The sequence below is a fragment of the Demequina aestuarii genome (assembly GCF_000975095.1).
GTDB classification, from domain to species: Bacteria; Actinomycetota; Actinomycetes; order Actinomycetales; family Demequinaceae; genus Demequina; species Demequina aestuarii.
In genome coordinates this window covers 2,152,415-2,178,066 of sequence record NZ_BBRD01000001.1, presented here as the reverse complement: position 1 = coordinate 2,178,066, position 25,652 = coordinate 2,152,415, and the positions used below count along the sequence as shown (strand labels likewise).

General features: G+C 68.4%; 27 protein-coding genes. 20 read left to right on the top strand and 7 right to left on the bottom strand.

Going from position 1 to position 25,652, the window contains the following annotated elements:
- Positions 1–33 precede the first annotated feature (33 nt).
- The 3 genes from fdxA to AOP72_RS10215 all read left to right on the top strand — a co-directional run bounded on the left by fdxA (position 34) and on the right by AOP72_RS10215 (position 2,834).
- A complete protein-coding gene (gene fdxA, locus AOP72_RS10225) occupies positions 34–351 on the top strand; it encodes a ferredoxin (RefSeq protein ID WP_062135924.1) in 318 nt (105 codons plus the stop codon).
- Between the two features lie 18 nt (positions 352–369).
- Positions 370–1,479, top strand: a complete 1,110-nt coding sequence (dapC, locus tag AOP72_RS10220; protein WP_062135921.1) for a succinyldiaminopimelate transaminase — start codon at positions 370–372, stop codon at positions 1,477–1,479.
- Between the two features lie 65 nt (positions 1,480–1,544).
- A complete protein-coding gene (locus tag AOP72_RS10215; RefSeq protein WP_062135916.1) occupies positions 1,545–2,834 on the top strand; it encodes a citrate synthase in 1,290 nt (429 codons plus the stop codon).
- 37 nt (positions 2,835–2,871) lie between these two features.
- Here the strand turns inward: AOP72_RS10215 and AOP72_RS10210 are convergent, their stop codons facing one another.
- Together AOP72_RS10210 and dapD are read right to left on the bottom strand one after the other, a co-directional pair.
- On the bottom strand, positions 2,872–3,717 hold the full coding sequence (locus AOP72_RS10210; RefSeq protein WP_062135914.1) for a hypothetical protein: 846 nt from the start codon (positions 3,715–3,717) through the stop codon (positions 2,872–2,874).
- Position 3,718: 1 nt separating this feature from the next.
- The gene (gene dapD, locus AOP72_RS10205; RefSeq protein WP_062135911.1) at positions 3,719–4,666 is read right to left on the bottom strand and encodes a 2,3,4,5-tetrahydropyridine-2,6-dicarboxylate N-succinyltransferase; all 948 of its coding nucleotides are present in this window, start codon (positions 4,664–4,666) and stop codon (positions 3,719–3,721) included.
- A 165-nt stretch (positions 4,667–4,831) separates the two neighbouring features.
- On the opposite strand from dapD, the gene dapE reads away from it, so the two are divergent.
- From dapE to AOP72_RS10190, 3 genes are all read left to right on the top strand, one after another.
- Positions 4,832–5,926 (top strand): succinyl-diaminopimelate desuccinylase, encoded by a 1,095-nt coding sequence (gene dapE, locus AOP72_RS10200; RefSeq protein ID WP_062135908.1) that lies wholly within the window; start codon positions 4,832–4,834, stop codon positions 5,924–5,926.
- Positions 5,927–5,972: 46 nt separating this feature from the next.
- Positions 5,973–6,749: an LOG family protein gene (locus AOP72_RS10195; RefSeq protein WP_062135906.1), complete on the top strand. Its 777-nt coding sequence runs from the start codon at positions 5,973–5,975 to the stop codon at positions 6,747–6,749.
- Between the two features lie 133 nt (positions 6,750–6,882).
- Positions 6,883–7,062: a DUF3117 domain-containing protein gene (locus AOP72_RS10190; protein WP_062135903.1), complete on the top strand. Its 180-nt coding sequence runs from the start codon at positions 6,883–6,885 to the stop codon at positions 7,060–7,062.
- A gap of 69 nt (positions 7,063–7,131) precedes the next feature.
- On the opposite strand, the gene AOP72_RS10185 is transcribed toward AOP72_RS10190, so the two are convergent.
- The gene (locus AOP72_RS10185) at positions 7,132–7,767 is read right to left on the bottom strand and encodes an O-methyltransferase (protein WP_062135900.1); all 636 of its coding nucleotides are present in this window, start codon (positions 7,765–7,767) and stop codon (positions 7,132–7,134) included.
- Positions 7,768–7,891: 124 nt separating this feature from the next.
- Between AOP72_RS10185 and sigE the strand changes: the two genes are divergently transcribed.
- The 7 genes from sigE (at position 7,892) to AOP72_RS10150 (ending at position 13,970) form a co-directional block, all read left to right on the top strand.
- Complete coding sequence (sigE, locus tag AOP72_RS10180; protein ID WP_062135897.1) at positions 7,892–8,500, top strand: RNA polymerase sigma factor SigE; 609 nt, start codon at positions 7,892–7,894, stop codon at positions 8,498–8,500.
- On the top strand, positions 8,497–9,360 hold the full coding sequence (locus AOP72_RS10175) for an anti-sigma factor family protein (RefSeq protein WP_062135895.1): 864 nt from the start codon (positions 8,497–8,499) through the stop codon (positions 9,358–9,360). Before sigE ends, AOP72_RS10175 begins: the two co-directional genes overlap by 4 nt.
- Before the next feature lie 10 nt (positions 9,361–9,370).
- Positions 9,371–10,708, top strand: a complete 1,338-nt coding sequence (locus tag AOP72_RS10170) for a S1C family serine protease (RefSeq protein WP_062135892.1) — start codon at positions 9,371–9,373, stop codon at positions 10,706–10,708.
- Positions 10,709–10,713: 5 nt separating this feature from the next.
- Positions 10,714–11,040 carry a twin-arginine translocase TatA/TatE family subunit gene (locus AOP72_RS10165; protein ID WP_062135888.1) on the top strand — a complete coding sequence of 109 codons (327 nt, stop codon included), beginning with the start codon at positions 10,714–10,716 and terminating at the stop codon, positions 11,038–11,040.
- 71 nt (positions 11,041–11,111) lie between these two features.
- Positions 11,112–12,125, top strand: a complete 1,014-nt coding sequence (gene trpS, locus AOP72_RS10160) for a tryptophan--tRNA ligase (RefSeq protein WP_062135885.1) — start codon at positions 11,112–11,114, stop codon at positions 12,123–12,125.
- Between the two features lie 4 nt (positions 12,126–12,129).
- Entirely contained in the window at positions 12,130–13,254 is a 1,125-nt protein-coding gene (locus AOP72_RS10155) for a YihY/virulence factor BrkB family protein (RefSeq protein WP_062135882.1), read from the top strand.
- 68 nt (positions 13,255–13,322) lie between these two features.
- On the top strand, positions 13,323–13,970 hold the full coding sequence (locus AOP72_RS10150; protein WP_062135877.1) for a DUF4190 domain-containing protein: 648 nt from the start codon (positions 13,323–13,325) through the stop codon (positions 13,968–13,970).
- A gap of 16 nt (positions 13,971–13,986) precedes the next feature.
- Here the strand turns inward: AOP72_RS10150 and AOP72_RS10145 are convergent, their stop codons facing one another.
- Genes AOP72_RS10145 through sdhC form a run of 4 tightly spaced genes read right to left on the bottom strand, consistent with a single transcriptional unit; the run spans position 13,987 to position 17,336 of the window.
- Positions 13,987–14,763, bottom strand: coding sequence for a succinate dehydrogenase iron-sulfur subunit (locus AOP72_RS10145; protein ID WP_062135875.1), 777 nt, complete (start codon positions 14,761–14,763; stop codon positions 13,987–13,989).
- A 16-nt stretch (positions 14,764–14,779) separates the two neighbouring features.
- The gene (gene sdhA / locus AOP72_RS10140; protein ID WP_062135872.1) at positions 14,780–16,546 is read right to left on the bottom strand and encodes a succinate dehydrogenase flavoprotein subunit; all 1,767 of its coding nucleotides are present in this window, start codon (positions 16,544–16,546) and stop codon (positions 14,780–14,782) included.
- Complete coding sequence (gene sdhD / locus AOP72_RS10135; RefSeq protein WP_062135869.1) at positions 16,543–17,004, bottom strand: succinate dehydrogenase, hydrophobic membrane anchor protein; 462 nt, start codon at positions 17,002–17,004, stop codon at positions 16,543–16,545. Before sdhD ends, sdhA begins: the two co-directional genes overlap by 4 nt.
- The gene (sdhC, locus tag AOP72_RS10130; protein WP_062137163.1) at positions 17,001–17,336 is read right to left on the bottom strand and encodes a succinate dehydrogenase, cytochrome b556 subunit; all 336 of its coding nucleotides are present in this window, start codon (positions 17,334–17,336) and stop codon (positions 17,001–17,003) included. Before sdhC ends, sdhD begins: the two co-directional genes overlap by 4 nt.
- A gap of 92 nt (positions 17,337–17,428) precedes the next feature.
- Here sdhC and AOP72_RS10125 point away from each other — a divergent pair, with 92 nt between their 5' ends.
- From AOP72_RS10125 to AOP72_RS10095, 7 genes are all read left to right on the top strand, one after another.
- Entirely contained in the window at positions 17,429–18,517 is a 1,089-nt protein-coding gene (locus AOP72_RS10125) for a mannose-1-phosphate guanylyltransferase (RefSeq protein ID WP_202965658.1), read from the top strand.
- A 162-nt stretch (positions 18,518–18,679) separates the two neighbouring features.
- Entirely contained in the window at positions 18,680–19,774 is a 1,095-nt protein-coding gene (locus tag AOP72_RS10120; protein ID WP_062135866.1) for a BMP family lipoprotein, read from the top strand.
- A gap of 122 nt (positions 19,775–19,896) precedes the next feature.
- Positions 19,897–21,417, top strand: coding sequence for an ABC transporter ATP-binding protein (locus AOP72_RS10115; protein ID WP_062135864.1), 1,521 nt, complete (start codon positions 19,897–19,899; stop codon positions 21,415–21,417).
- Positions 21,414–22,640, top strand: coding sequence for an ABC transporter permease (locus AOP72_RS10110; RefSeq protein ID WP_238581658.1), 1,227 nt, complete (start codon positions 21,414–21,416; stop codon positions 22,638–22,640). Before AOP72_RS10115 ends, AOP72_RS10110 begins: the two co-directional genes overlap by 4 nt.
- Positions 22,637–23,938: an ABC transporter permease gene (locus AOP72_RS10105; RefSeq protein ID WP_062135861.1), complete on the top strand. Its 1,302-nt coding sequence runs from the start codon at positions 22,637–22,639 to the stop codon at positions 23,936–23,938. Before AOP72_RS10110 ends, AOP72_RS10105 begins: the two co-directional genes overlap by 4 nt.
- Before the next feature lie 8 nt (positions 23,939–23,946).
- On the top strand, positions 23,947–24,348 hold the full coding sequence (locus tag AOP72_RS10100) for a cytidine deaminase (protein WP_062135858.1): 402 nt from the start codon (positions 23,947–23,949) through the stop codon (positions 24,346–24,348).
- A complete protein-coding gene (locus AOP72_RS10095) occupies positions 24,345–25,652 on the top strand; it encodes a thymidine phosphorylase (protein ID WP_062135855.1) in 1,308 nt (435 codons plus the stop codon). The genes AOP72_RS10100 and AOP72_RS10095 overlap by 4 nt, the downstream gene beginning before the upstream one ends.

The window sequence follows — 25,652 nt, the reverse complement described above, 5'->3', positions numbered from 1 at the left end:
AAACCCGAATCACCCTCGAACGGAGGAGACGAAGTGACATACGTCATCGCATTGCCTTGTGTCGACGTCAAGGACAAGGCCTGCATCGATGAGTGTCCCGTCGACTGCATCTACGAGGGCGAACGAATGCTCTACATCCACCCCGACGAGTGTGTGGACTGTGGTGCGTGCGAGCCCGTCTGCCCCGTCGAGGCGATCTACTACGAGGACGACACCCCCGACAAGTGGGCGGACTACTACAACGCCAACGTGGAGTTCTTCTCCGAGATCGGCTCGCCAGGCGGCGCGGCGAAGATGGGTCTGATCGAGCACGACCACGACCTCATCAAGTCGCTGCCCCCGCAGGCCTAGCGGGCTCGCAGGCGATCCGTGGGTCTGTACCCGGGCGCTCTGCCCGATTTCCCATGGGACTCGCTGGCGAAGTTCCGTGTGCGTGCAGGTGAGCATCCTGACGGAGTCGTGGACCTGTCGGTCGGCACGCCCGTCGACCCCACTCCGGAGCTGATCCAGCGCGCACTCAGCGACGCCGCGAACGCGCCGGGGTACCCCACCACGCACGGCACCCTGGATCTTCGGCGTGCCGTGGTGGAGTGGTTCGACCGCACGCGAGGGGTGAGCGGCCTCGACTCCGACGCTGTTCTTCCGACGGTGGGGTCGAAGGAGCTCGTCGCGTGGCTCCCAAGCCTGCTGGGCCTCTCGACCGGCGATGTGGTGGTCCACCCCGCCGCCGCGTATCCCACCTACGCCGTGGGCGCGATCCTGGCGGGGGCATCGGCCGTGGGCACTGACGCGGTGACCGACTGGGCGACCCGCGGTGACGTCCGGCTCGTGTGGATCAACTCTCCCTCGAACCCCACCGGTGCCGTGCTCTCCCGTGACGAACTGCGCGAGATCGTGGACGCCGCACGCAGCATCGGCGCGGTGGTCGCCTCGGACGAGTGCTACGCGGCCCTGCCATGGGAGGAGCCGTGGGTGAGCGAGGGCGTGCCGTCGGTGCTCGACCCCGAGGTGTGCGGCGGGGACCACACCGGACTGCTGGCGGTGTACTCGCTGTCCAAGCAGAGTTCACTGGCGGGATATCGCGCCGCGTTCGCCGCAGGGGACCCGGCGATCGTCTCCGGTCTGTTGGAGACCCGCAAGCACGCTGGCATGATCGTTCCGGGCCCGGTGCAGGCCGCGATGGCCGCAGCGCTGCGGGACGATCACCACGTTGCCGCCCAGCGAGAGGTCTACCGGGCGCGTCGCGACGTGTTGAGGCCTGCGGTCGAGGCGGCGGGCTTCGCGGTGACGGGCTCCGATGCGGGACTGTACTTGTGGGCCTCGCGCGACGAGGACTGCTGGAAGACCATAGAGTGGCTCGCGGAACGCGGCATCGTCGCCGCTCCGGGCTCGTTCTACGGCACCGCGGGAGAGCGTCATGTGCGCATGGCGCTCACCGCGACGGACGAACGTGTGCAAGCAGGGGCTCGGCGGCTATAAAAGACAGGTAAACTCGCTGCAAAGCGAACGCACAATGGCGCTGCGGCGCACGGGAGGTCCCTGGAATGACACGAGTCGTTGACGCCCGACTGACGGTCGATGGCACCACGCGCGAGCTTCCGCTCGAGCGCTCCACAGTCGGCAATGATGGAGTGTCGGTCGCGACGCTGCTGAGCGACACCGGACTGGTGACCGTCGACCCGGGGTTCATGAACACCGCCTCGTGCGAGAGCGCGATCACCTACATCGACGGTGACGCCGGAATCCTGCGCTATCGGGGCTACCCCATCGAGCAGCTCGCCGAGAAGTCCACGTTCCTCGAGGTGTCCCACCTCCTCATCCACGGGGAGCTGCCCACGTCGGATCAGCTCACGGCCCTGAACAATCGGGTGGCCCGGCACATGCACGTGCACGAGGGCATCAAGGCGTTCCTCGAGGCCTTCCCGCGCAACGCGCACCCGATGGCGGTGCTGTCGGGCGCCACGAGCGCACTGTCGACGTTCTACCCCGAGTCGGTGGGCCGCGGCGAGTACGAGATCGAGCTCGCGACCGTCCAACTGCTCGCCAAGGCCGCCACGGTGATCGCGTACCTGCAGCGCCGCTTCACCGGCGGCGACCTGATCGAGCCCAGCCGCGAGGGCACCTACGTCGACGAGTTCATGCGCATCGCGTTCTCCGGCGCCGATGGGGCGCTCGACATCGACCCCACGATCCGTCGCGCGCTCGACCTGCTGCTGATCCTGCACGCGGACCACGAGCAGAACTGCTCGACGTCCACGGTCCGCATCGTCGGGTCGTCACAGGCGAACATCTACGCCTCCATCTCCGCCGGCATCGGCGCGCTGTCCGGACCGCTGCACGGCGGTGCCAACGAGGCGGCGCTCGAGATGTTCGACGGGATCAAGGAGTCGGGCGACACCGTCGAGCAGTTCGTGGCGAAGGTCAAGGACAAGGCCGAGGGTGCCCGGCTGATGGGCTTCGGTCACCGCGTCTACAAGTCGTACGACCCACGCGGCGCGGTGGTGAAGGACGTCGCCAACACCGTCCTCGCGGAACTGGGCGGCAATGACGAGACGTTCCAGATGGCGCAGCGCCTCGAAGAGATCGCACTGTCCGACGAGTACTTCATCGAGCGCAAGCTGTACCCGAACGTGGACTTCTACACCGGCCTGCTCTACTCGGCGATGGGCTTCCCGCGCCAGATGTTCACGCCCCTGTTCGCGCTGGGGCGCATGCCGGGGTGGATCGCTCACTACCGCGAGATGATGACGGACCCACGCACCAAGATTGGCCGTCCGCGCCAGATCTACACCGGTCAGGTGGAGCGCGACTACGTCGCGATGGACCACCGCTGACGCACGGCCGCCTGCCCCGTCGGCAGGTCGTTTCCGTTCAGTCGGTGCGGATGGTGATGAGCGTGCCGTCGCCCGCTGGCGCGATGGCGTCGGCGTCTCGAAGCCACGCCTGGCCGGCGCGCACGGACCCCGTGACGCCCTCGACGGCGGCCACCGCGACCGCCCACTGCTGAACCGCACTCGCGAGGGTCGCGTCAACGGTGGCCGGCGTGAGCACCGTCGATGCCGCGTTCACGTCCGCCACCTGCAGCGGGACCGCGTCGCCGAAGTCGGCCGCCACGCGTTCCGTGAACGCGCGCGCGGTGGTCGTGGACGCCTCGCCGAGGTCGCACGTCACGTCGCCGCCGTGCCCCGTGAGGGCGGATGCCCACAGGCGGCCCTCCTCTTCGTGGTCCGCGTACGCATCGGGAAACGCTGAGCGCTGCACCGCCTGGGCGGCGACGGTGATGTCCAGCTCCGGCCAGTTCGAGATGTCCCCCAGCGCCTCGTAGAACTGGTCCGTGGAGTAGTAGGGGTCCAGGATCTCCTCGACTGATCCCCAGCCCTGCGATGGCCGCTGCTGGAAGAGGCCGACCGAGTCCCGATCGCCGTAGTCGACGTTGCGCAGGGTGGACTCCTGGATCGCGGTGGCGACCGCGATGCTGGCGGCGCGTGCTGGCATCCCGTGCCGCAGAGATCCGGTGACGATGATCGCGATGTTGTTCGCCTGTTCCGCGGTCTTGGTGTCGGTGCGGTCTCCCAGGGTCACCGTGCACTGACCGGACGGCAGCACTCGGTCGCCGTAGCGGTCCCACAGCCCCGGCCCCCACGCGATCGCGGCTCCACCTGCCAGCACGAGCACCGCGAGCGCGGCGACACCGCCGCCGCGCCTTCGGTGCGCCATGTCAGTTCGCGTGCAATGCGGCGTTGAGCGCGATGCCATCGCCCTGGCGAGCGACCACCTCGATCGCGCCCGTGACGGAGTTGCGACGGAAGAGCAGGCCGTTCATGCCGGAGAGCTCGCGTGCCTTCGCGACGCGCGGCTCGCCCGCGTCCGTGGTCTGGCCCACGAGCAGCACCTTGGAGCCCGCAGTGACGTACAGGCCTGCCTCGACGATGCAGTCGTCGCCGAGAGGAATCCCGAGGCCCGAATTCGCTCCCAGCAGGGAGCGTTCGCCGATCGAGATGACCTCCTTGCCGCCTCCGGACAGGGTGCCCATGATCGAGGCGCCGCCGCCCACGTCGGATCCGTCGCCGACCGTGACGCCGGCGGAGATGCGGCCCTCGACCATCGAGTGACCGAGCGTGCCGGCGTTGAAGTTCACGAAGCCCTCGTGCATCACGGTGGTGCCTTCGGCGAGGTGAGCGCCCAGGCGCACGCGGTCGGCGTCGGCGATGCGCACGCCGCTGGGGACCACGTAGTCGACCATGCGCGGGAACTTGTCCACGCCGTAGACGGTGAGCACCTGACCCGCCGCACGGAACCGCAGCCGGACGTCCTCGAGGCCGTCGATGGCACACGGCCCCGCCGAGGTCCACGCCACGTTGGTGAGGACGCCGAACAGGCCGTCGAGGTTGATGCCGTGAGGCTGTGCCAGGCGGTGGGACAGCAGGTGGAGGCGCAGGTAGGCGTCGGCGACGCTGGCGGGCGGGGCGTCGAGGTCGATCTCGGTGGCGACCGCTCGCAGGGAGACTCCGCGCAGGGCGTCCTCACGTTCGGCGTCCACCAGCCCTTGAGGGGCCGATGCGTCCGCGGGGGCACGTCCGAGCGTGGGGGAGGGGAACCAGGTGTCGAGCACCGTGCCGTTCGCGTCGATGGTGGCCAGGCCGAATCCGTGTGCTGCTCGAGTCATGCCACCAGGGTAGTTGAGAGGAGTTCCCCATCGGCCCCCGCGCCGAGGCAGTGCACCGTGGCATGTCGTGGTCTCCAGACGTGCGCAGGTGCACTGCTGGGGCGCAGCAGGCCGGCGCATCGGCGCGTCGGAGGGCGCCGGGAGTGTGCCGGATAGGCTGGCAGCATGCCTGATCTCGACTTGGACCTTCCCGTCGAGGAGCTGGCGCGCCTGCTCATCGACATCCCCTCCGTGAGCGGGGGAGAGCACGCGATCGCCGATGCAGTGGAGGCCGCACTGGTCGCGTCGCCGCACCTCACGGTGACGCGTGACGGTGACGCGATCATCGCGCGCACCGAGACGGGCGCCGCGGAGCGAGTGATCGTCGCGGGACACCTGGACACCGTGCCGATCAAGGCCAACGTGCCAGCAGAATGGCGCGACGGCGGCGCCACGTTGTGGGGCCGGGGATCGGTGGACATGAAGGCAGGGGTCGCCGTCATGCTGTCCCTCGCGGTCGCGCTCGAGCGGCCGATGCGCGACGTCACCTGGGTGCTCTACGACCACGAGGAGGTCGAGGAGTCCAAGAACGGCCTGGGCCGGCTGTCGCGCCGCCACGCGGCGCTGCTGGAGGCGGACTTCGCGGTGCTGTGCGAGCCCACCTCCGCGGCGATCGAGGGCGGCTGCAACGGCACCCTGCGCGTGGACGTCACGATCCCGGGCGTCGCGGCTCACAGCGCACGCGCGTGGAAGGGCGCCAATGCGATCCACCGTGCGGCGCCGCTGCTTGCTGCGCTCGCCGCGTACGAGCCTGCTGCGGTCGAGGTCGACGGCCTGACGTACCGCGAGGGCCTGAACGCCGTGGGGATCCGAGGCGGCATCGCCGGCAACGTGATCCCTGATGAGTGCACCGTCACGGTCAACTATCGCTTCGCTCCCGACAAGACCCTCGCTCAGGCGCAGTCACACGTGGAGGCCGTCGTCGCATCGGCCGGTCTGAGCGAGTGGGAGCTCGAGTGGACTGACCTCGCGGCCGCGTGCCGGCCCGGCCTCGACGCCCCCCTGGCCCGGTCCTTTGCCGATGCGGTCGCGGCGAACGGTGGGGGAGCGCCGCGAGCCAAGGAGGGGTGGACGGACGTTTCCCGGTTCGGCGAGCTCGGCATCCCGGCGGTCAACTATGGCCCGGGCGACCCGGAGCTCGCGCACGCCGACGAGGAGCGTTGCCCGGTGACCGACATCCAGACCTGCCGCGCCGGCCTGAAGGCGTGGCTGTCCCCCTGACCTGCGCGACGAACGCGCCCGACCATACGCTCCGAGGAGAGGCTCCATGAAGGCCGAATACCGCAAGGGTCCCGTGCTTCTGCGCGGGCGCAACGTGCCGAAGTCATCGACGTCGGGTCGACTGCTCAGCGATCAGGACCCGCCGAACTGGCTCCACGAGGATCCCTGGCGAGTGATGCGCATCCAGTCCGAGTTCGTCGAAGGCTTTGGAGCCCTCGCCGAGCTGGGTCCCGCGATCTCGGTGTTCGGATCGGCGCGGTCCAAGGTGGGGACAGAGGACTACGCCATGGGCGAGGTCGCGGGCCGACGGCTCGTCGAGGAAGGCTTCGTGGTCATCACCGGCGGCGGTCCCGGGGTCATGGAGGCGGCGAACAAGGGGGCCAGCGAGGCCGGCGGAGTGTCGGTGGGGCTCGGCATCGAGCTGCCCTTCGAGCAGGGCGTCAACGAGTACGTCAACCTCGGCATCAACTTCCGATACTTCTTTGTGCGCAAGACCATGTTCGTCAAGTACGCCCAGGGCTTCATCGTGCTGCCCGGCGGATTCGGCACGTTCGACGAGCTCTTCGAGTCGCTCACCCTGGTGCAGACCCGCACCATCACGCGGTTCCCGATCGTCCTCGTGGGTCACGCCTACTGGGACGGGCTGGTGGCCTGGCTGCGCGACACCGTCGCTGCCGACGGCAAGATCGCGCCCGCCGACCTGGACCTCATTCACGTGACGGACGACATCGAAGAGGCGGTCCGGATCGTGGCCGATCACGCGCGCGGAGAGGGCACCGGACCCGAGGAGCCCGAGGAGGGCCCGGTACGCGAGGGCATGTGACTGACGGCGTGGTGCGCAGACGCTCACGCCCCGCGGGCGAGGAGGGTTTGGGAGCGACCCACGCCACGGCGTAGAATGGTCCTCGGTGCCGCGGAGTCCGCGGCTGGAGCGAAATCCCCGAGGAGAATCACATATGGCTGCGATGAAGCCCCGTACCGGAGACGGCCCCATGGAGGTCGTGAAGGAAGGTCGCGGGTATGTGATGCGCGTGCCGCTGGAAGGTGGTGGCCGTCTCGTCGTCGAGATCAACGCTGACGAGGTCGCGCAGCTGCGCGACGCGCTGGCAGGAGCGCTGCCTGTCCCGCAGGACTAGGCGGCACCGCTGACGAGCCCGCAGGACGAGGCACAGGAGGCTCGACTGCGGTGAATCGGGCCGCGACGGCTACGCCGCGTGCTTGACCGCGACCAGCATGCCATCCCCGCTGGGCAGCAGCATGGGTTCCCACGACTCGTTCTGACGCACGGACTTGAGCGTCTGCCGTACCGCAGTGGTCTCCTCGTCCCGCTGGGCGGGGTCCGGAACGCGGCCGTGCCACAGTGAGTTGTCGATCGCGAGAACGCCGCCCACGCGCAGCAGCCGCAGCGACTGCTCGAGGTACTGGGGGTATTCGACCTTGCGCGCGTCGATCAGCACCATGTCGTAGCCGCCGTCCGTGAGCCGTGGGAGCACGTCGAGGGCCCGGCCGGTGATCAGCCGCGCCCGTTCGGGAGCGAAGCCTCCTGACGCGAGGGTGCGGCGAGCGGCCTTGTGGTGCTCGGGCTCGACATCGATGGTGGTCACTACGCCCGCATCGCCCATTCCACGGAGGATGTACGTGGTGGAGACGCCGGCCCCGGTGCCGATCTCGACGGCTGACCGCGCGCCGGAGATGCGTGCCAGCAGTTGCAGCACGCGTCCTGCACCGGGGTGCACGGGTACGCACCCCAGCTGGTCCGCGGTATCGCGGGCCTCGAGCAGAACGGCGTCCTCGGGGACGAAGTCCTCGCAGTACGCCCAGTTCGCGGCATCCGTGGTCATGTATCGCCTCCTTAGGCGCATGATATCCGTCACATCGGCCGTCCGGCCGATGCCCCGCTGGAGGATCCGTGGGAACATAGGACTTCCGGTATCCGTTGCCAGATACGTGAAAGAGGGTGAGCAGATGACGCACGATGCGCATGACACGCACGTCGCGCCCGAGGCGACCCCTTTCGCGCCCGAGACGGCGAACCCTGAACTGACCTGGGAACGCATCGTCGAGGAGCACTCTGGCCGGGTCTACCGGCTCGCCTATCACCTCACCGGCAACCAGCACGACGCCGAGGACCTCACGCAGGATGTCTTCATCCGCGTGTTCAACTCGCTGTCGCAGTACAAGCCGGGCACGTTCGAGGGCTGGCTGCACCGCATCACCACCAACCTGTTCTTGGACCGCGTGCGACGCAAGAAGCGCATCCGGTTCGACTTCATGGCCGATGACGATGCCGCCGTCCCCACCTCCGCCAGCTTCGATCGCCACGAGCGCTCGGGCCAGCCGGAGGACGCGTTCGACATGTCCCACCTCGGCGATGACATCGTCGCCGCGCTCTCCGATCTGCAGCCTGAGTACCGGGCCGCCGTCGTGCTGAGCGATATCGAGGGACTGTCGTACGAGGAGATCGCCGCCACCCTCGGCATCAAGATGGGCACTGTCCGCTCCCGACTGTCTCGCGCCCGTGCGAAGCTCCGTGAGTCTTTGGCTCACCGCGCGCCGGTGCGAGGTGGCGTGTGAGTGACCAGCACCTCGGCGACGACGTACACGACCTTCTCGACAATCGACTGAGCGCTGCCCGCGCGGCGCAGGCGATGAGCCACCTCGACGCGTGCCCTGACTGTCGCATGCGCTGGGACGACCTCCGCCTCGCACGCGAGGCGCTGCAGACCTCCTCCGCCGGCATCGATATGTCCTTCGCGCAGCAACTGCTGGACCGTGACCGCATGGCGGAGATCGCGAAGGGCGAGTCCCGTCACCAGGCCCGAGCGGCGCGCCCCCGCGACCGCCGACCGATCCTCGCTGCGGTCATCATGGTGGTCGCGATGACTGCGGGCGTGGGCGCGGCGTACCTCGCCGGCGCCCCCGATGAGGTGTCCCTCGAGTTCGCTGAGCCCGCAGGAACGGCCACCGGGACCTTGGCGGCAGGCGGGGAGGTCACCTACGTGGAGGCCAGAAGCATGCGAGGCGGCGACGCGCTGCGCTCCTGGGTGCACCCGGACTGGGAGGCCACCGGCCTCACCCCGGTGGAGGGCGCGGTGATGCGTTCCGCCACCGGCGAGAACATCTTCGTCGCGACGATCCTCGCGAACCTCGAGCCCATCGTCATCACCGAGCAGCACGGACGGTTGTCGTCCGCCTTCGCCGAGCATTTCGCGGCGGTCGACCTGGGCCACACCTACGCCTACATCGTGAGCGACGACCCTCGCCAGTTGGTCTGGCAGACGGGTGACGTGGTGATCTCCGCGACCTGCTCGTGCGCGCTGTCGACGCTCGAATCGGTCGCCGCGTGCTTCCCCGCCCAGTCCGACCCTGGCTTCGTCGATCGGGTGGCCGCCGGCCTCCGAGAGTTCACCGCCTTCGCGTCCCCGGATAGATGAGAGAGCTTCGATGACTGACAACCGCTTCGCGCCCCCCGGCATCACCACGGAGGGTGACACCCCTCCCGCCACCGCGTCCCGCTCGGAGGCGCCGACGAGCGAGATCGCCGCGCCAGCGCCGGCCGAACGGTCGCCGTATGCCCCGGGGGCCGACGACGTCATGTACACCTCGGAGCCCGCGCACGATGGCGGGACCGGCGACACCCCTCCCCCCGCCTCCCCCATGCCCAAGCCGCCCGTGGGCCGCCTCCGCAAGCGCACCGTCACCGGTGTCGTGATCGGCGCGCTCGTCATCGGCGCAGGCGCGGGGTTCGGTGGCGCGTGGGCCTACGACGAGTGGGGCTCGTCGACGCCGACCATGCAGCTCGCCTCTGGCGAGGCCGTCGAGCGCCCGGCTGATTCCGTGGCGTCCGTCGCCGCGTCGGTGATGCCGTCGGTGGTGTCGATCGAGGCGAGGGTGGGTGGTGCCGGCGAGTCCACGGGCTCCGGGTTCGTGATTCGCGAGGATGGCTACGTTCTCACCAACAATCACGTGGTGGACGGCGCGGAGTCCGTGACCGTCATTCTGTCCGACGGCTCGGAGCTCGACGCCGACGTCGTGGGCGCGACCGCCGACTACGATCTCGCGGTGCTGCAGGTTGACGCGGACGGGCTCACGCCCATGGTCTTCGCCGACTCCTCCGACGTCGTGGTGGGCGACGCCACGATCGCCGTCGGCTCGCCGCTGGGCCTCGAAGGCACCGTGACGACCGGCATCGTGTCCGCGCTCCACCGCCCCGTGACGGCGGGCGACGCCAACGGCACGGCCTTCATCGACGCCATCCAGACGGATGCTGCCATCAACCCCGGCAACTCCGGCGGTCCGCTCCTCAACTCGAAGGGCGAGGTCATCGGAGTCAACTCCGCGATCGCCGCGATCCCCAGTGGCTCGGGCGGCACCTCCGGCTCCGTGGGCCTCGGATTCGCAATCCCGTCGAACCAGGCACAGCGCACCGCCGAGCAGCTCATCGAGACCGGCGTGGCGACCTACCCGGTGATCGGCGTCCAGCTCGATCAGCGGTACACGGGCGAGGGTGTCAAGGTGATCGATGACGAGTTCGGCGTGGTCGAGGGCGGTCCCGCCGAGGTCGCAGGCGTTCAGGCAGGCGACGTCATCACCGCGATCGATGGGCGTCCCATCACGCAGGTCGACGAGCTCGTGGTCCAGATCCGTGCCAAGGCCGTCGGCGACGACGTGACGCTGACCGTCCAGCGGGACGGTTCCTCCCGGGACATCGTCGTGACGCTCGACTCGAGCTCCTCCGTGGAGTACGAGACTGGCGAACAGGAGCCAGAGCCGGAAGACTAGGCCCCATGTTCGGGATCAACGGCGGCGAGCTCCTCGTCCTCACCCTGATCGCCATCGTGGTGGTCGGCCCCGAACGCATGCCTGAGTATGCACGTCAGCTGCGCGAGTGGGTCGTGGGGGTGCGGTCCGCGGTGGACAAGGGCCGCGCCCAGCTCAAGGCCGAGGTCGGTGACGACGTCGACTGGGACAAGCTCGACCCGCGTCAGTACGACCCGCGCAGGATCGTTCGCGAGGCCCTCTATGAGCCTGCGCCAGGGCCGGTGCGCTCGTCCGCGCCGCCGGCACCGCTGGTCGCGGGCCAGCCCGCTCCGTTCGACGCCGACGCCACCTGACGACGGCGTCGCGCGCGGCCGATGCGCGGGCGGGGTTGGGAGCGGGCGTCCGGGTACGGAACAATGGGCCCATGAAACCTCGCGTGTTCTCGGCGATGCAGCCCACTTCAGACTCCCTCCAGCTCGGCAACTACCTGGGAGCACTCGTCCAGTGGGTGAAGCTGCAGGACACTCACGACGCGATCTACGGCGTGGTGGACCTGCATGCACTCACGGTGACCCCGGAACCAGAGGTGCTTCGCGCGCGGACGCGGCGCACGGCTGCACAGTTCCTCGCCGGGGGAGTGGACCCCGCGACGTCGATCATCTTCTGCCAGTCCCACGTGCCGGAGCACGCAGAGCTCGCATGGCTGCTGAGCACCTTCACCGGCTTCGGCGAAGCGGGCCGGATGACGCAGTTCAAGGACAAGTCCGCGAAGGTGGGGGAGTCGGGGACCAATGTGGGCCTCTTCACGTACCCGGTGCTGATGGCCGCGGACATCCTGCTGTACGACACGAACGTGGTGCCGGTGGGCGAGGACCAGCGCCAGCACCTCGAGTTGTCGCGCGACCTCGCTCAGCGTCTCAACGCGAGGTTCGGCGAGGGCACCGTCGTGGTGCCGGAGCCGCACATTGTCAAGGAGACGGCGAAGATCTATGACCTGCAGGAGCCGACCAAGAAGATGTCGAAGTCGGCGGTCAGCCCCAAGGGCACCATCGAGGTTCTCGACGACCCCAAGAAGGTGGCCAAGAACATCCGGTCCGCTGTGACCGACACTGGCGACGTGATCGCGTTCGACCGCGAGGCCAAGCCCGGCGTCTCGAACCTCTTGACGATCTACTCCGCGATCGACGGTCGCAGCGTCGACCAGCTCGTCGCGGACTACGAGGGCAAGATGTACGGCCACCTCAAGTCTGACCTCGCGGAGGTGGTGGTGGAGTTCCTCACCCCGTTCCACGATGCAGCGATGGAATGGATCGAGTCCCCCGACAGGTTGGACTCAGTGCTGGAGGAGGGCGCCGCGCGGGCGACAGCCATCGCGCGTCCCACCCTCGAGCGGCTGTACGACAAGGTGGGTCTGCTGGCCCCGATGCACGGGAGGTAGGGCGATGGCCGAACGCGAGGACCACGGGGCGACTCAGGACGACCCAGCCCCCGCATCGGCCGCCCACGGACCGCACCGTCACGCCGCAGACTCCGCCTTCCAGCACACCACGGTCTACCGTAGGGATCAGGAGCGGCGCGAAGCCAAGGATGCCAGTCTCGTGGACAAGGGCAAGGTCGCGGTCAAACGGGGCGCGTCGCTGAAGGAGCGGTTCGACCGCACCCACGCGGGCCGCATGCTCGAGCGCGTCAACGACGGCAACGGCATGATCCTTGCCGGGGGCATCGCCTACTTCTCGATCACGTCCATCGCGGCGGCGCTCGTGATCGGCGTGACGCTGGCCAGCTACTTCATCAGCCGCAACTCCGAGTGGAACGAGAGGTTCTACACGTTCCTCGACGAGTCGATCCCCGGCATCATCGGCGACGACTCCACCGACCTCGTGGACCCCTCGTCGCTCGAGCCCCAGACCATCTCCGGGGTCGTGGGACTCGTGAGCTTCCTGATCCTGTTCAACACCGCCACGCGGTACCTGCGCGGAATGCGCGTGGGCGTCAGGACCATGCTCGGCAAGGAGGCGGCCCCGCCCGCGGAGGGCAAGCTGCGCGACTTCATCGCACTGTTCTCACTGATCATCGTGGTGGTGCTCGGGGTGGTGCTGCAGGTCATCGCCTCCCAGTTCGCGGAGGTCATGGCCGGATGGTTCTCGGTGGAGTGGATCTCGGAGGGCATCATCCGCGGTCCTGCGATCGCGATCGGCGTCCTGCTCGACATGGCGTTCGCTGCGCTCGCGATCGTGGTGCTCGGACGGTACAAGGGGCCGCGCGCGCCGCTGCTGTGGGCGCTCTTCGCGGCTGCGATCGCCATCGGCATCCTGCGCCAGGCGTTCTCGCTGGTGGTGGGCTCGCTGAGCGAGAACGCGGTGCTCGGCTCGGCCATCGCTATCGTGTCCCTGCTGATCTTCGTCGACTTCATCGCCAGGATCCTGCTGCTCGCGTCCGCATGGCTGGGTACCAATCGGGACGTGCAGCGCGTGGACCCTGAGATCGAGTCCGACGTGGCCGAGTCTCAGCCGCGCCAGTCTCACGGCGGCGTCACGACGCGCAAGTCCACGATCCGCACGTCCTAGGGCCGATGCGCTAACGTCCCTCGTAGCATCCGGCGCAGCCATCGCCGGCATCCACGAGAGGACCCTCTGTGAGCACCGACGACCCCTTCGCCTCGCCCCCGCCACAGCGAGGTCGATGGCAGCCGGATTCGGCGCCCGCCGCCCCGGACGGCGGATACGCCGCTCCGGGGTACGCACCCGTGCCGCAGGTCGCTCCCGGATTCTCCGGGGCGGCCCCGACCACTCCGCAGTACGCCCCCGCTCCGCAGGGGGCACCGGGGTACGGCTCGGCCCCGGCGACCAGTCCGGGAACGGATGGGCCCTCGATCGCCGCGCTCGTCACGGGCATCCTCGGGCTGGGCGTGGTCGCGACCGTGCTGGGAGCCTTCGGACTGCGGCGGACCGCGGATGGTCGGCGCAAGGGCACCGGCATGGCGTGGGCCGGCGTGATCCTGGGGCTCATCGGGACCATCATCTGGTCCGGCGTGATCACCTGGGGCATCGCGGGCGCGAGCACCTTCTGGGATGAGATCGGCACCGAGGTCACCTCCGAGGCCACGTATGGGGACGATCCCTTCCTCGACGGACTCTGGGATGAGTGCGAGGCAGGGGACATGGCGGCGTGTGACGACCTCTACTACGAGTCGCCCGTCGGGTCCGGGTACGAAGACTTCGGCTGGGAATGCGGCGGCGAGGGCCGCGGCATCCTCGACTTCGACTGCGCGGGCAAGGAGTAGCCCGGAGTACGCGGCTCTACACCTCGCCCGAGGTCAGCGCCTTCTTCACCTCGGAGATGGCCTTGGTGACCTCGATGCCGCGCGGGCATGCCTCGGTGCAGTTGAACGCGGTCCGGCACTTCCACACGCCGGCCTTGTCGTTCAGCACTTCGAGCCGGTCCCACTCACCCTCGTCGCGCGAGTCGAAGATGAACCGGTGGGCGCCCACGATCGCCTGCGGGCCGAAGTACTGGCCATCGGTCCAGAACACCGGGCACGCGGTGGTGCACGCGGCGCACATGATGCACTTGGTGGTGTCATCGAACCGCGCGCGCTCCTCGGGGGACTGCAGGCGCTCACGCTCGGGCGTGGGGCCTGTGGTCATGAGGAACGGCATGATCTCGCGGTAGGAGGCGAAGAACGGCTCCATGTCCACGATCAGGTCCTTCTCCACCGGCAGGCCCTTGATGGGCTCGACGGTGATGGGACGTGAGGGGTTGAGGTCCTTCAGCAGCGTCTTGCATGCGAGCCGGTTCTTGGCGTTGATGCGCATCGCGTCGGAGCCGCACACGCCGTGCGCGCACGAGCGCCGGAACGCGAGCGAGCCGTCCTGCTCCCACTTGATGGTGTGCAGCGCGTCGAGCACGCGGTCGGTGGCGAACGCCTCGACCGTGAACTCCTCCCAGTACTCGGCGCCAGCCTCGCGGCCGTCGAGGCCCTCCGGGTCGTGGCGCAGGATCCTCAGCGTGACGGTGAAGGTGGGGACGGCGCCCACCTCGCTGGTGGAGTCGGTCTTCTCGGCAGTGGCAGTCATCGTCGCGCCTCCCGGCTCAGTACTTACGTTCCATGGGCTGGTACTTGGTGATCACGACGGGCTTCCATTGCAGGTCGATGCCGTCGGGACGCGCGTACGCCATGGTGTGGTGGAGGTAGTTCTCGTCGTCTCGCGTGGGGAAGTCCTCGCGGTAGTGACCGCCGCGGCTCTCCTTGCGGCCAGCCGCTCCCGCGATGACGACCTCGGCGAGCTCGAGCAGGAAGCCCAGCTCGACCGCCTCGAGGAGGTCCGTGTTGAAGCGTTGACCGCGGTCGTGGATGGCGATCGAGGTGTAGCGCTCCTTGAGCTGCGTGACGAGCGCGGCGGCCTCGGCCAGCGACTCCTCAGTGCGGAAGACCTGGACGTTCATGTCCATCGTCTCCTGCAGCTCCTTGCGGATCTGGGCGACGCGCTCGGTGCCTTCTCCGCCCACCGTCTCCCGCAGCTTGGCGACGAGGGCGGTGACGAACGCCGGCGCATCGGCCGGGAGCTCAGGAGCGGTGGCGGTGAGGGCGTACTCCGCGGCGGCGATACCGGCGCGCTTGCCGAACACGTTGATGTCCAGCAGCGAGTTGGTGCCCAGGCGGTTGGCACCGTGGACAGAGACGCAGGCACACTCGCCTGCGGCGTACAGGCCCTTGACGACGTCGGTGTTGTTGCGCAGCACCTCTGCGTTCACGTTGGTGGGGATGCCGCCCATCGCGTAGTGGGCGGTGGGGAAGACCGGCACGGGCTCGGTGTACGGCTCGACGCCCAGGTACGTGCGCGCGAACTCGGTGATGTCCGGCAGCTTCTCGTCGATGTGCTTGGGCTCGAGGTGCGTGAGGTCCAGCAGCACGTAGTCCTTGTTGGGGCCCGCACCGCGGCCCTCGCGCACCTCGTTGGCCATCGCCCGCGCCACCATGTCGCGCGGCGCGAGGTCCTTGATCGTGGGGGCGTAGCGCTCCATGAAGCGCTCGCCCTCCGAATTGCGCAGGATGCCGCCCTCGCCGCGCGCGGCCTCGGACAGCAGGATGCCCAGGCCGGCGAGGCCCGTCGGGTGGAACTGGAAGAACTCCATGTCCTCGAGAGGCAGGCCCGCGCGCAGCGCGATGCCCATGCCGTCGCCAGTCAGCGTGTGGGCGTTCGAGGTGGTCTTGAAGACCTTGCCGGCGCCGCCGGTGGCGAACACCACGGACTTGGCGCGGAACGTGTGGATCTGACCGGTCGACAGCTCGTACGCCACGACGCCCGCGACGGAGATCTCCTCGCCGTCGGCCGCGGTCTGCGGGTCGCCGTCGAGGATCATGTCCAGGACGTAGAACTCGTTGTAGAACTCCACGTTCTGCTTGATGCACTGCTGGTAGAGCGTCTGCAGGATCATGTGGCCGGTGCGGTCCGCGGCGTAGCACGCGCGACGGACGGCGGCCTCGCCGTGGTTGCGGGTGTGGCCGCCGAAGCGGCGCTGGTCCACCTTGCCTGCGGTGGTCCGGTTGAACGGCAGGCCCATCTTCTCGAGGTCGAGCACCGCGTCGATGGCCTCGTTGCACAGGATCTCGGCGGCGTCCTGGTCGACCAGATAGTCGCCGCCCTTGATCGTGTCGAACGTGTGCCATTCGGCGTTGTCGTCCTCGACGTTGGCAAGCGCCGCCGCCATGCCCCCCTGCGCGGCGCCCGTGTGGGAACGCGTGGGGTACAGCTTGGTCAGCACCGCCGTGCGGGCACGCTGGGAGCTCTCCAGCGCGGCGCGCATGCCGGCGCCACCGGCGCCGACGATCACGACGTCGTATTCGTGCTCGGTCATAGTCTTCCCAGCTCCCTGCACAGCTCGACGTTCAGAAGTTCAGTGTCCGTTCCCGTGGGGCACGGGTCGAAGGTGAAGATCACGAGCGTGCCGAGCACGATGATCACCACCATCGAAATGTTGAGCGCCCACTGCAGCGTCTGCCGCACGAACGGGCGGCGGGCGTAGTCGTTGACGATCATCCGCATGCCGTTGGTGCCGTGCACCATGGCGAGCACCAGCATGGTGAAGTCCCACCACTTCCACAGCGGTGCTGCCCACTTTCCGGCCACGAAGGCGAAGTCGATCTGGTTCACGCCGTCGCCGGTCATCAGATTGATGAACAAGTGGGTGAAGATCAGCACGATCAGGATCACGCCGGACGCCCGCTGAAAGATCCAGCCCCACTTCTCGGCATTGCCGACGGTGCGGCGGTTCATGGGCTTCTTGGGCTCGGTGAGCTCCGGGGCAGTCATCATGCGCCCCCGAACACGTGGCCGAGGTGGCGCGGCAGGAACGCGGCCATCATGACGACGAAGATGCCCCACACGACCCACACGAGCATGCGCTGGTGGCGCAGCGCCCAGGTCCAGCGGTCCACGGCGATGATGCGCAGGCCGTTGAAGGCGTGCAGCACGATGGCGGCGACCAGGCCGGCCTCGATGAGTCCGTAGATGGGCGTCTTGTACGCGCCGATGACCTCGTTGTAGGCCTCGGGCGAGACGCGCACCAGAGACGTGTCCAACACGTGGATCAGCAGGAAGAAGAAGATCGCGACGCCTGTTGTGCGGTGCACGAGCCACATCCACATGCCTTCTCGGCCGCGATAGAGGGTGGGCGCGGGGGACACGGCTTCTCCTTTGAGTGGCAATATTCCGGTCGTCACATTCTAAGGTGGTCACCATGATGCTCGGTGCCAGCCAGGACAGCTCGGTCCACGACCTCGTCTCGGTGGTGCCGGCGGGCGGAGTGGGCTCACGGCTGTGGCCGCTGTCCCGCCCCGACCGGCCCAAGTTCCTCATCGACCTGCTGGGCACGGGCGCCACCCTGATCCAGGACACGATCGCGCGACTGGAGCCTCTCAGCGAGGCTGTCTACGTGGTGACGGGCGAGCGACATGCCGATGCGGTCGCCGGCCAGCTGCCGGACCTTGCGGCGGAGTGCATCGTCGCCGAACCCAGTCCGCGCGACTCGATGGCCGCCATCGCGCTTGCGGCCGCGCTGATCGAGGAGCGCATGGGCGAGCGGATCATGGGATCGTTCGCCGCCGACCACGTGATCCCCGATGCCCAGGCGTTCCGCGCCGCGGTCCGTACGGCCGTCGACGCTGCTCGCACCGGACGGGTCGTCACCATCGGGATCGCACCGACGTTGCCGTCGACGGCCTTCGGCTACATCCGCGCCGGGGCGCCGCTTGCCGATGCGCCAGGTGCCTTCGCGGTCGAGGCGTTCACCGAGAAGCCCGATGCGCAGACGGCCGCACAGTTCATCGCGGAAGGCACCTCATCGTGGAACGCGGGCATGTTCGTCGTGTCCACCTCCGTGCTGTTGGGGCATCTCGCCCGGCTGCACCCCACGTTGGAGTCGGGGGTGCGGGAGATCGCCGCCGCGTGGGACGGCCCGTCGCGAGCAGAGGTCCTGGCTCGCGTGTGGCCCACCCTCACGCGCATCGCGATCGACTACGCCATCGCCGAACCCGTGGCGGCCGAGGGCGGGGTCGCGATGGTGCCGGGACCGTTCGCCTGGCACGACGTGGGCGACTTCGCCTCTCTTGCCGAGCTGCTGACGCCTGACGCCGATGGCGCGATCCGGATCGGCCGCGACGCCGCAGTGTCGCTGGTCGACTCCGAAGGCGCGCTGATCGTCGGTGGCTCCAAGCCGGTCGCGGTGGTGGGGATTCCCGATGCCGTCGTGGTCGAGACGGATGAGGCGATCCTGGTGACGCGGCGCGACGCGGCGCAGCGCGTCAAGGACGTGTCCTTCCAGGTGTAAGCGCTGGCGCTCGATCCGGGCGTCCGTTCGGGCCATCGATACCGATTCGTTGTCGTGTCGCAACACTGCGCACCGTTTTGCGAAACAATTCCTGCGTAGCATGGTGGGCAACGCACCAGCCTGGCGTATCCAACAGGCACGAACAATGTGAGGGATTCACTCATGAAGAACACGATTCGCTTCGGCGCCATCGCGGCAGCCTCGGCACTCGTTCTCGCCGCGTGCGCATCCGCGCCGGAGGACGAGCCCGCCTCGTCCGACACTGCCGGCGGCACCGAGACCGAGGCCCCCGTCGAGACCGTCGACTACAAGGCCTGCATGGTCTCCGACCAGGGCGGCTTCGACGACGCCTCCTTCAACGAGTCCGCGTACGACGGTCTGGTGCGCGCGAGCGAGGAGCTCGGCATCGAGACTGCAGAGGCCGAGTCGACCGCTGAGAGCGACTACGGGCCCAACCTGCAGGCGCAGGTCGACGAGGGCTGCGACCTGATCATCACCGTCGGCTTCCTGCTCAGCGGAGCCACGGTGGAAGCGGCGCTCGCGAACCCCGACGTCAACTTCGCGATCATCGACGACCTCGCGGACAACGACTTCGACGGCGAGATCGACGCCCCGAACATCAAGCCGATCACCTTCGAGACGGACGAGGCGTCGTTCCTCGCGGGCTACGCGGCCGCTTCGGCCTCCACGACCGGCACTCTCGGCACGTTCGGCGGGCTCGAGATCCCGTCGGTCACGATCTTCATGGACGGCTTCCTCTCGGGTGCCAACTACTTCAACGAAGAGACCGGCGGCGACGTCGCGGTGCTCGGATGGGGCGACTCCGGAGCGTCCTTCGTGGGCAACTTCGAGGACGCTCCTGCTGGTCAGAACATCACGCAGGGCTTCTTGGACCAGGGCGCGGACATCGTGATGCCCGTGGCCGGCCCCGTCGGACTGGGCGCGGCATCCGCCATTCAGTCCGCCGGCGACGCGTGGATGATCGGCGTCGACTCTGACTGGACCGAATCGGCGCCTGAGTACGCCGACATCATGTTCACGTCGGTGCTCAAGCAGATCTCGAACGCGGTCTACGACACCATCGAGACCTCACTCGAGGGCTTCTCGACCGACCCGTACGTGGGCACACTCGAGAACGAGGGAGTCGGCATCGCCGACTTCGCCGAGGGCACCGTCGACGACGAGACCCTCGCGGCCCTTGAAGAGATCCGCGCTGGCATCATCGCCGGCGAGATCGAGCCTTCGGCGGCCGGTTAGCAGCAGTTCCGGGGGTAAGATTCCCCCACCTAGGGCGAGGGGCGTGCCGCGTGGACGCGGCACGCCCCTCGTGCTTGACTTGAACGGCCGCGTCAGCGGCGAGGGCTGAGGAGGACAACGGCGTGAAACTTGAGCTCCGCGGGATCACCAAGAAGTTCGGTGACTTCACCGCGAACGATGCGATTGATCTGGTGGTCGAGCCCGGCACCATTCATGCACTCCTCGGTGAGAACGGCGCGGGCAAGTCCACGTTGATGAACGTGCTGTTCGGCCTCTACGACGCCGATGCAGGCGAGATCCTCATGGACGACGACGCAGTCACCTTCGTGGGCCCAGGCGACGCCATGGCGGCCGGGATCGGCATGGTGCACCAGCACTTCATGCTCGTGCCGGTGTTCTCCGTGGCAGAGAACGTGATGCTTGGACATGAGCAGGTCAAGGGACCCGCGAAGCTTCTCGACGTGGGCGCCGCGCGCGACAAGGTGCGCGAACTGTCCGATCGGTTCGGCTTCGACATCGACCCCGATGCGCTGGTCGAGAACCTCTCGGTCGGCGCGCAGCAGCGCGTCGAGATCATCAAGGCGCTGTCGCGCGATGCCGAGGTGCTCATCCTCGATGAGCCCACTGCCGTGCTGACGCCGCAAGAGACCGACGAGCTCCTCGAGATCGTGCGCCAGCTGCGCGACTCGGGGACCGCCGTGGTGCTCATCACCCACAAGCTCCGCGAGGTGAAGGCCGTCGCCGACACCATCACCGTGATTCGCCGTGGCAAGGTCGTCGGCACCGCTGAGCCGAGCGCCTCCCAGGAGGAGCTCGCGTCGCTCATGGTCGGTCGCGACGTGTCGATGACGGTCGACAAGGGTGCTGCCGATCCCGGCGAGCCCGTGCTGCGGGTCGAGAACGTCACGGTGGTCAACGAGGCGAGCGGCGTCACCCACGTGGACGACGTCTCGCTCGAGGTCCGAGCGGGCGAGATCCTCGCGGTCGCAGGAGTGCAGGGCAACGGCCAGACGGAGCTCGCCGAGGCGATCCTCGGGCTGCTTCCCACTGCCCATGGCCAGATCATCCTGGACGGGAATGTGCTGTCCGGCAGGTCGATCCGCCAGAACCTCGATGCAGGAATCGGCTTCGTGCCCGAGGACCGCACCGAAGACGGCGTGGTCGCAGACTTCACCGTCGCCAACAACCTGATTCTCGACCTGTACGACCGTGAGCCGTACTCGCGCCGCGGTGCCATCGACCCCCAGGTGGTGCGCACGCACGCCGAGGAGCAGGTCGAGAAGTTCGATGTGCGCACCACGTCGACGCAGGCACTCACCGGAGCGCTTTCGGGCGGGAACCAGCAGAAGGTGGTGCTGGCGCGCGAGCTCGCGCGCGAGCTCAAGGTGCTGATCGCATCGCAGCCCACACGAGGTCTCGACGTCGGCTCGATCGAATTCGTTCACAAGCGCATCATCGAGGAGCGAGACAAGGGCGTCGCCGTCATCATCGTGAGCTCCGAGCTCGACGAGGTGTACGCGCTCGCGGACCGCATCGCCGTGATGTACCACGGCAAGGTCGTCGACATCGTGGCTCCCGACACGGACCGCGACACGCTCGGCCTCATGATGGCCGGTGCCCACAGCAAGGAGGAGGCCGCGTGAGCGACACGAGTGTGACTGAGAAGCCGGCGGATCCCAAGGACGGGCCCGGCGACGACCGCGTGCGGGGAGTGCTGCGCGGGATCCTCGAGAGCTCGACGCTCGTGGTCGTGATGGCCGTCGTCGCGTCGCTCGCGATCGGCGGCCTGCTGGTGATGTTCGCCGACGAGGACGTCCGCGAGGCCGCGGTCTACTTCTTCTCCCGCCCTGGGGACACCTTCTCTGCGATGGGCGCGGCGCTCGTGTCCGCCTACACCGCGATGTTCCAGGGCGCGGTGGTGAACCCCTCGTCCGAGACCTTCGTGGGCTTCATCCGACCCTTCACGCAGACGCTCACCATGGCGACCCCCCTGATCTTCGCGGGACTCGGCCTCGGCATCGGGTTCCGCGCAGGCCTGTTCAACATCGGCGCTCAGGGTCAGCTCCTCATCGGCGCAGCCCTGGGTGCCTACATCGGCTTCGCCTGGGACCTGCCGTGGGTCCTGCACCTGCTGGTCGCGGTCATCGGCTGCGCGATCGGCGGCGCCGTCTGGGGCTTCATCCCTGGCTTCCTCAAGGCCCGGACCGGCGCTCACGAGGTGATCGTCACGATCATGCTCAACTACATCGGTCTCAACCTCGTGGCGTGGCTGCTGACCTTGGAGGCCTTCCAGCGCCCCGGCAGCAACAATCCGATCTCGCCCGAAGTTGCCGATGCCGCGCAGTACCCGCTGATCTTGGGCAGCCAGTTCAACCTCCACCTCGGGTTCCTGCTGGCCATCGCCTGCGCCTTCGGCGTGTGGTGGCTGATGGAGCGCTCCACGCTTGGCTTCGAATTCCGTGCTGCGGGCTCAAACCCCCGCGCGGCCCGAACCGCGGGTATGAGCGTGGCGAAGAGCTACATCTTCGTCATGGTGATCGCGGGTGCGCTGGCGGGCCTCGCGGGCTCCGCACAGGTGCTCGGCACGGAGAAGGTGCTGACGACTGCGACCGCCGGATCAATCGGATTCGATGCGATCACGGTGGCGCTGCTCGGGCGTTCTCGCCCGCTCGGCACGGTGATGGCGGCGATCCTGTTCGGTGGCCTGCGCGCCGCCGGGCCCACGCTGCAGGTGCAGGCGGGCCTCCCCGTTGACATCGTGTTCGTCATTCAGGCGCTGATCGTGCTCTTCATCGCGGCGCCGCCGCTCGTGAGATCGATCTTCCGCCTGCCGGCACCTGCGAACGAGAAGGAGGTGGCGGCATGACCACCACGACGGTCGGAGCCCCCACTCCCCAGCAGCCAGCCGCAGACACGGCACCACGGCCTCGCACCAAGTCGTGGCGCTCGTCGATCGGCCTCGGCGTCGTCGCCCTGCTGTCGCTGCTCATCTTCGGACTCACCACGCAGGCGGGCTCGCAGACGAACTTCGTCATCGCGACCAACTCGGACTTCGTGACCCTTCCCAGCCTCACGCTGCCTGCGAAGCTCGCTGCGGTGTCGTTCTCGATCATCGCCCTCCTGCTCGCCGGCTGGACCGCGTACCGCGCGAACCAGTACCGCAAGGTGGGACTGTGGTTGCCGATCGTGTTCGGCATGGCCGTCATGGGCGCTCTCCTCACGTGGGCGGGCGCGGGCCGTGACAACACCACGATCCAGCTCACCGGACTGCTGACGAGCGCGCTGTTCCTGGCGGTGCCGCTCGTGTTCGGTGCGCTGGCCGGCACCCTGTGCGAACGCTCGGGCATCATCAACATCGCGATCGAAGGACAACTGCTCGCAGGCGCCTTCCTCGCGGCGCTGGTCGGTTCTATGGCGGGCAACGCGTATGTGGGCCTCATCGCGGCGCCCATCGCAGGCGCGCTGGTGGGCCTGCTGCTGGCCATCTTCGCCACCAAGTACTGGGTCAACCAGATCGTCGTGGGCGTGGTGCTCAACCTGCTGGTGGTGGGGCTCACGAGCTTCTTCTTCAGCACGGTCATGACGGATAACCCCGACCTCAACCAGGCCCTCGGCCTGCCGCGGATCGACATCCCGATCCTCTCCGGCATCCCCGTGCTGGGACCGGTGCTGTTCAACCAGAACCTGCTGGTGTACATCATGTACGTGGTCGTGATCGTCCTGCAGATCATGCTGTTCCGGTCTCGCTGGGGCCTGCGCGTGCGCTCGGTCGGCGAGCACCCCAAGGCGGCGGACACTGTGGGCATCAAGGTGAACCGGACGCGCATCCGCAACACCGTGCTCGGCGGCGCCGTCGCGGGTCTCGGCGGCGCATTCTTCACGGTGGCGTCCGGCCTGGCGTTCGGCAAGGAGATGACCGCAGGCAAGGGATATATCGCGCTCGCCGCCATGATCCTGGGCCGCTGGAACCCCAAGGGTGCGCTCGCCGCGGCGCTGCTCTTCGGCTTCGCGGACGCTCTGCGGGTCCAGCTGGGCATCATCGGCTCCGACATCCCGTCCCAGTTCCTCGCGATGACGCCGTACCTCGCGACCATTCTTGCCGTCGCCGGCCTCGTGGGCCATGCGCGCCCACCGGCCGCCGAGGGCACGCCGTACAAGAAGTAGGAGGGCCCATGCCCGACTTCGACTGGGAGTCCCTGCGGGCGGCGGCGCGAGAAGTCTCCGCGCGTGCCTACGTGCCGTACTCGCACTTCCCGGTGGGCGCTGCCGCGCTCACGGACTCCGGCGAGGTGGTCGTGGGGGCCAACGTCGAGAACGCCAGCTATGGACTCACGCTGTGCGCCGAGTGTGCGCTGGTCTCGAAGCTCCACACCGACCACGCTGGCGGCCGCCTGGTGGCGTTCACCTGCGTGGACGCCCACGGCAGCCTGCTCGCCCCCTGCGGCCGATGCCGCCAGCTGCTCTTCGAGCACGGGGGGCGCACGCTGCTGGTCGACACGGCCGACGGCGTCATGACCATGAACGACTTTCTGCCCGGCGCGTTCGGGCCCGACGACCTGGGAAGGGTGTCATGACTGAGAGACACGATGCAGTCGACGTGATCCGCGTCAAGCGCGACGGAGGCACCCTGAGCGACGACCAGATCGACTGGGTGGTCGACGCCTACACCAGGGGCGTGGTCGCGGACGAGCAGATGAGCTCGCTGGCGATGGCGATCCTGCAGCGCGGCATGGGCCGCGAGGAGATCGCGCGCTGGACGGCGGCGATGATCGCCACAGGTGATCGCCTGGACTTCTCCGACCTGGGCAAGCCCACAGCGGACAAGCACTCGACCGGTGGCGTGGGGGACAAGATCACCCTCCCGCTGGCCCCGCTGGTCGCCGCGTACGGCGTTGCGGTTCCGCAGCTCTCGGGCCGCGGCCTCGGCCACACCGGAGGCACCCTCGACAAGCTCGAGTCGATCCCCGGGTGGCAGGCTTCGATCTCCAACGAGCAGATGCACCGTCAGCTGCGCGACGTGGGCGCCGTGATCTGCGCCGCAGGCTCCGGGCTCGCGCCGGCAGACAAGAAGCTGTACGCGCTGCGCGACGTGACGGGCACCGTCGAGGCGATTCCGCTGATCGCCACCTCGATCATGTCCAAGAAGATTGCCGAAGGCACCGGCACCCTGGTGCTCGACGTCAAGGTGGGCTCGGGCGCCTTCATGAAGGACATCGAGCAGGCACGCGAGCTCGCACGCACCATGGTCGAGCTGGGGACCGATGCGGGGGTCGTCACCTCCGCGCTGATCACCGACATGTCGACCCCGCTGGGCTTGACGATCGGCAACGGCCTCGAGGTGACGGAGTCGGTCGAGGTGCTTGCCGGAGGCGGACCTCAGGACGTCGTCGAACTCACGGTCGCGCTCGCGCGCGAGATGCTCGCGGGCGCCGGCGTCACCGGCGTCGATCCTGCCGAGGCGCTGAAGGACGGTCGCGCAATGGACGCGTGGCGCCGCATGATCTCCGCTCAGGGCGGCGACCCGGATGCGACCATGCCGACTGCTCCGCACATCGAAGAGGTGCGCGCCGAGGCCGATGGCGTCATCACCCGCCTTGACGCGCTCGGCGTGGGCGTCGCCGCGTGGCGCCTGGGCGCCGGGCGCGCGCGCAAGGAGGACCCGGTCCAGGCATCGGCGGGCGTCACCCTCCACCGCACGCTGGGCGAGAAGGTCGCCAAGGGCGACGTCATCATGACGCTGCACACCGAGACCGAGGGTCGCATGCCGCGCGGCATGGCGGCGCTCGCCGAGGCGTGCGACGGCGCAGGGGCTGTCGAGATCTCTGACACGTCGGTCGAGAGGACCATCGTGCTCGACCGCATCGGTACGGCCACCTGA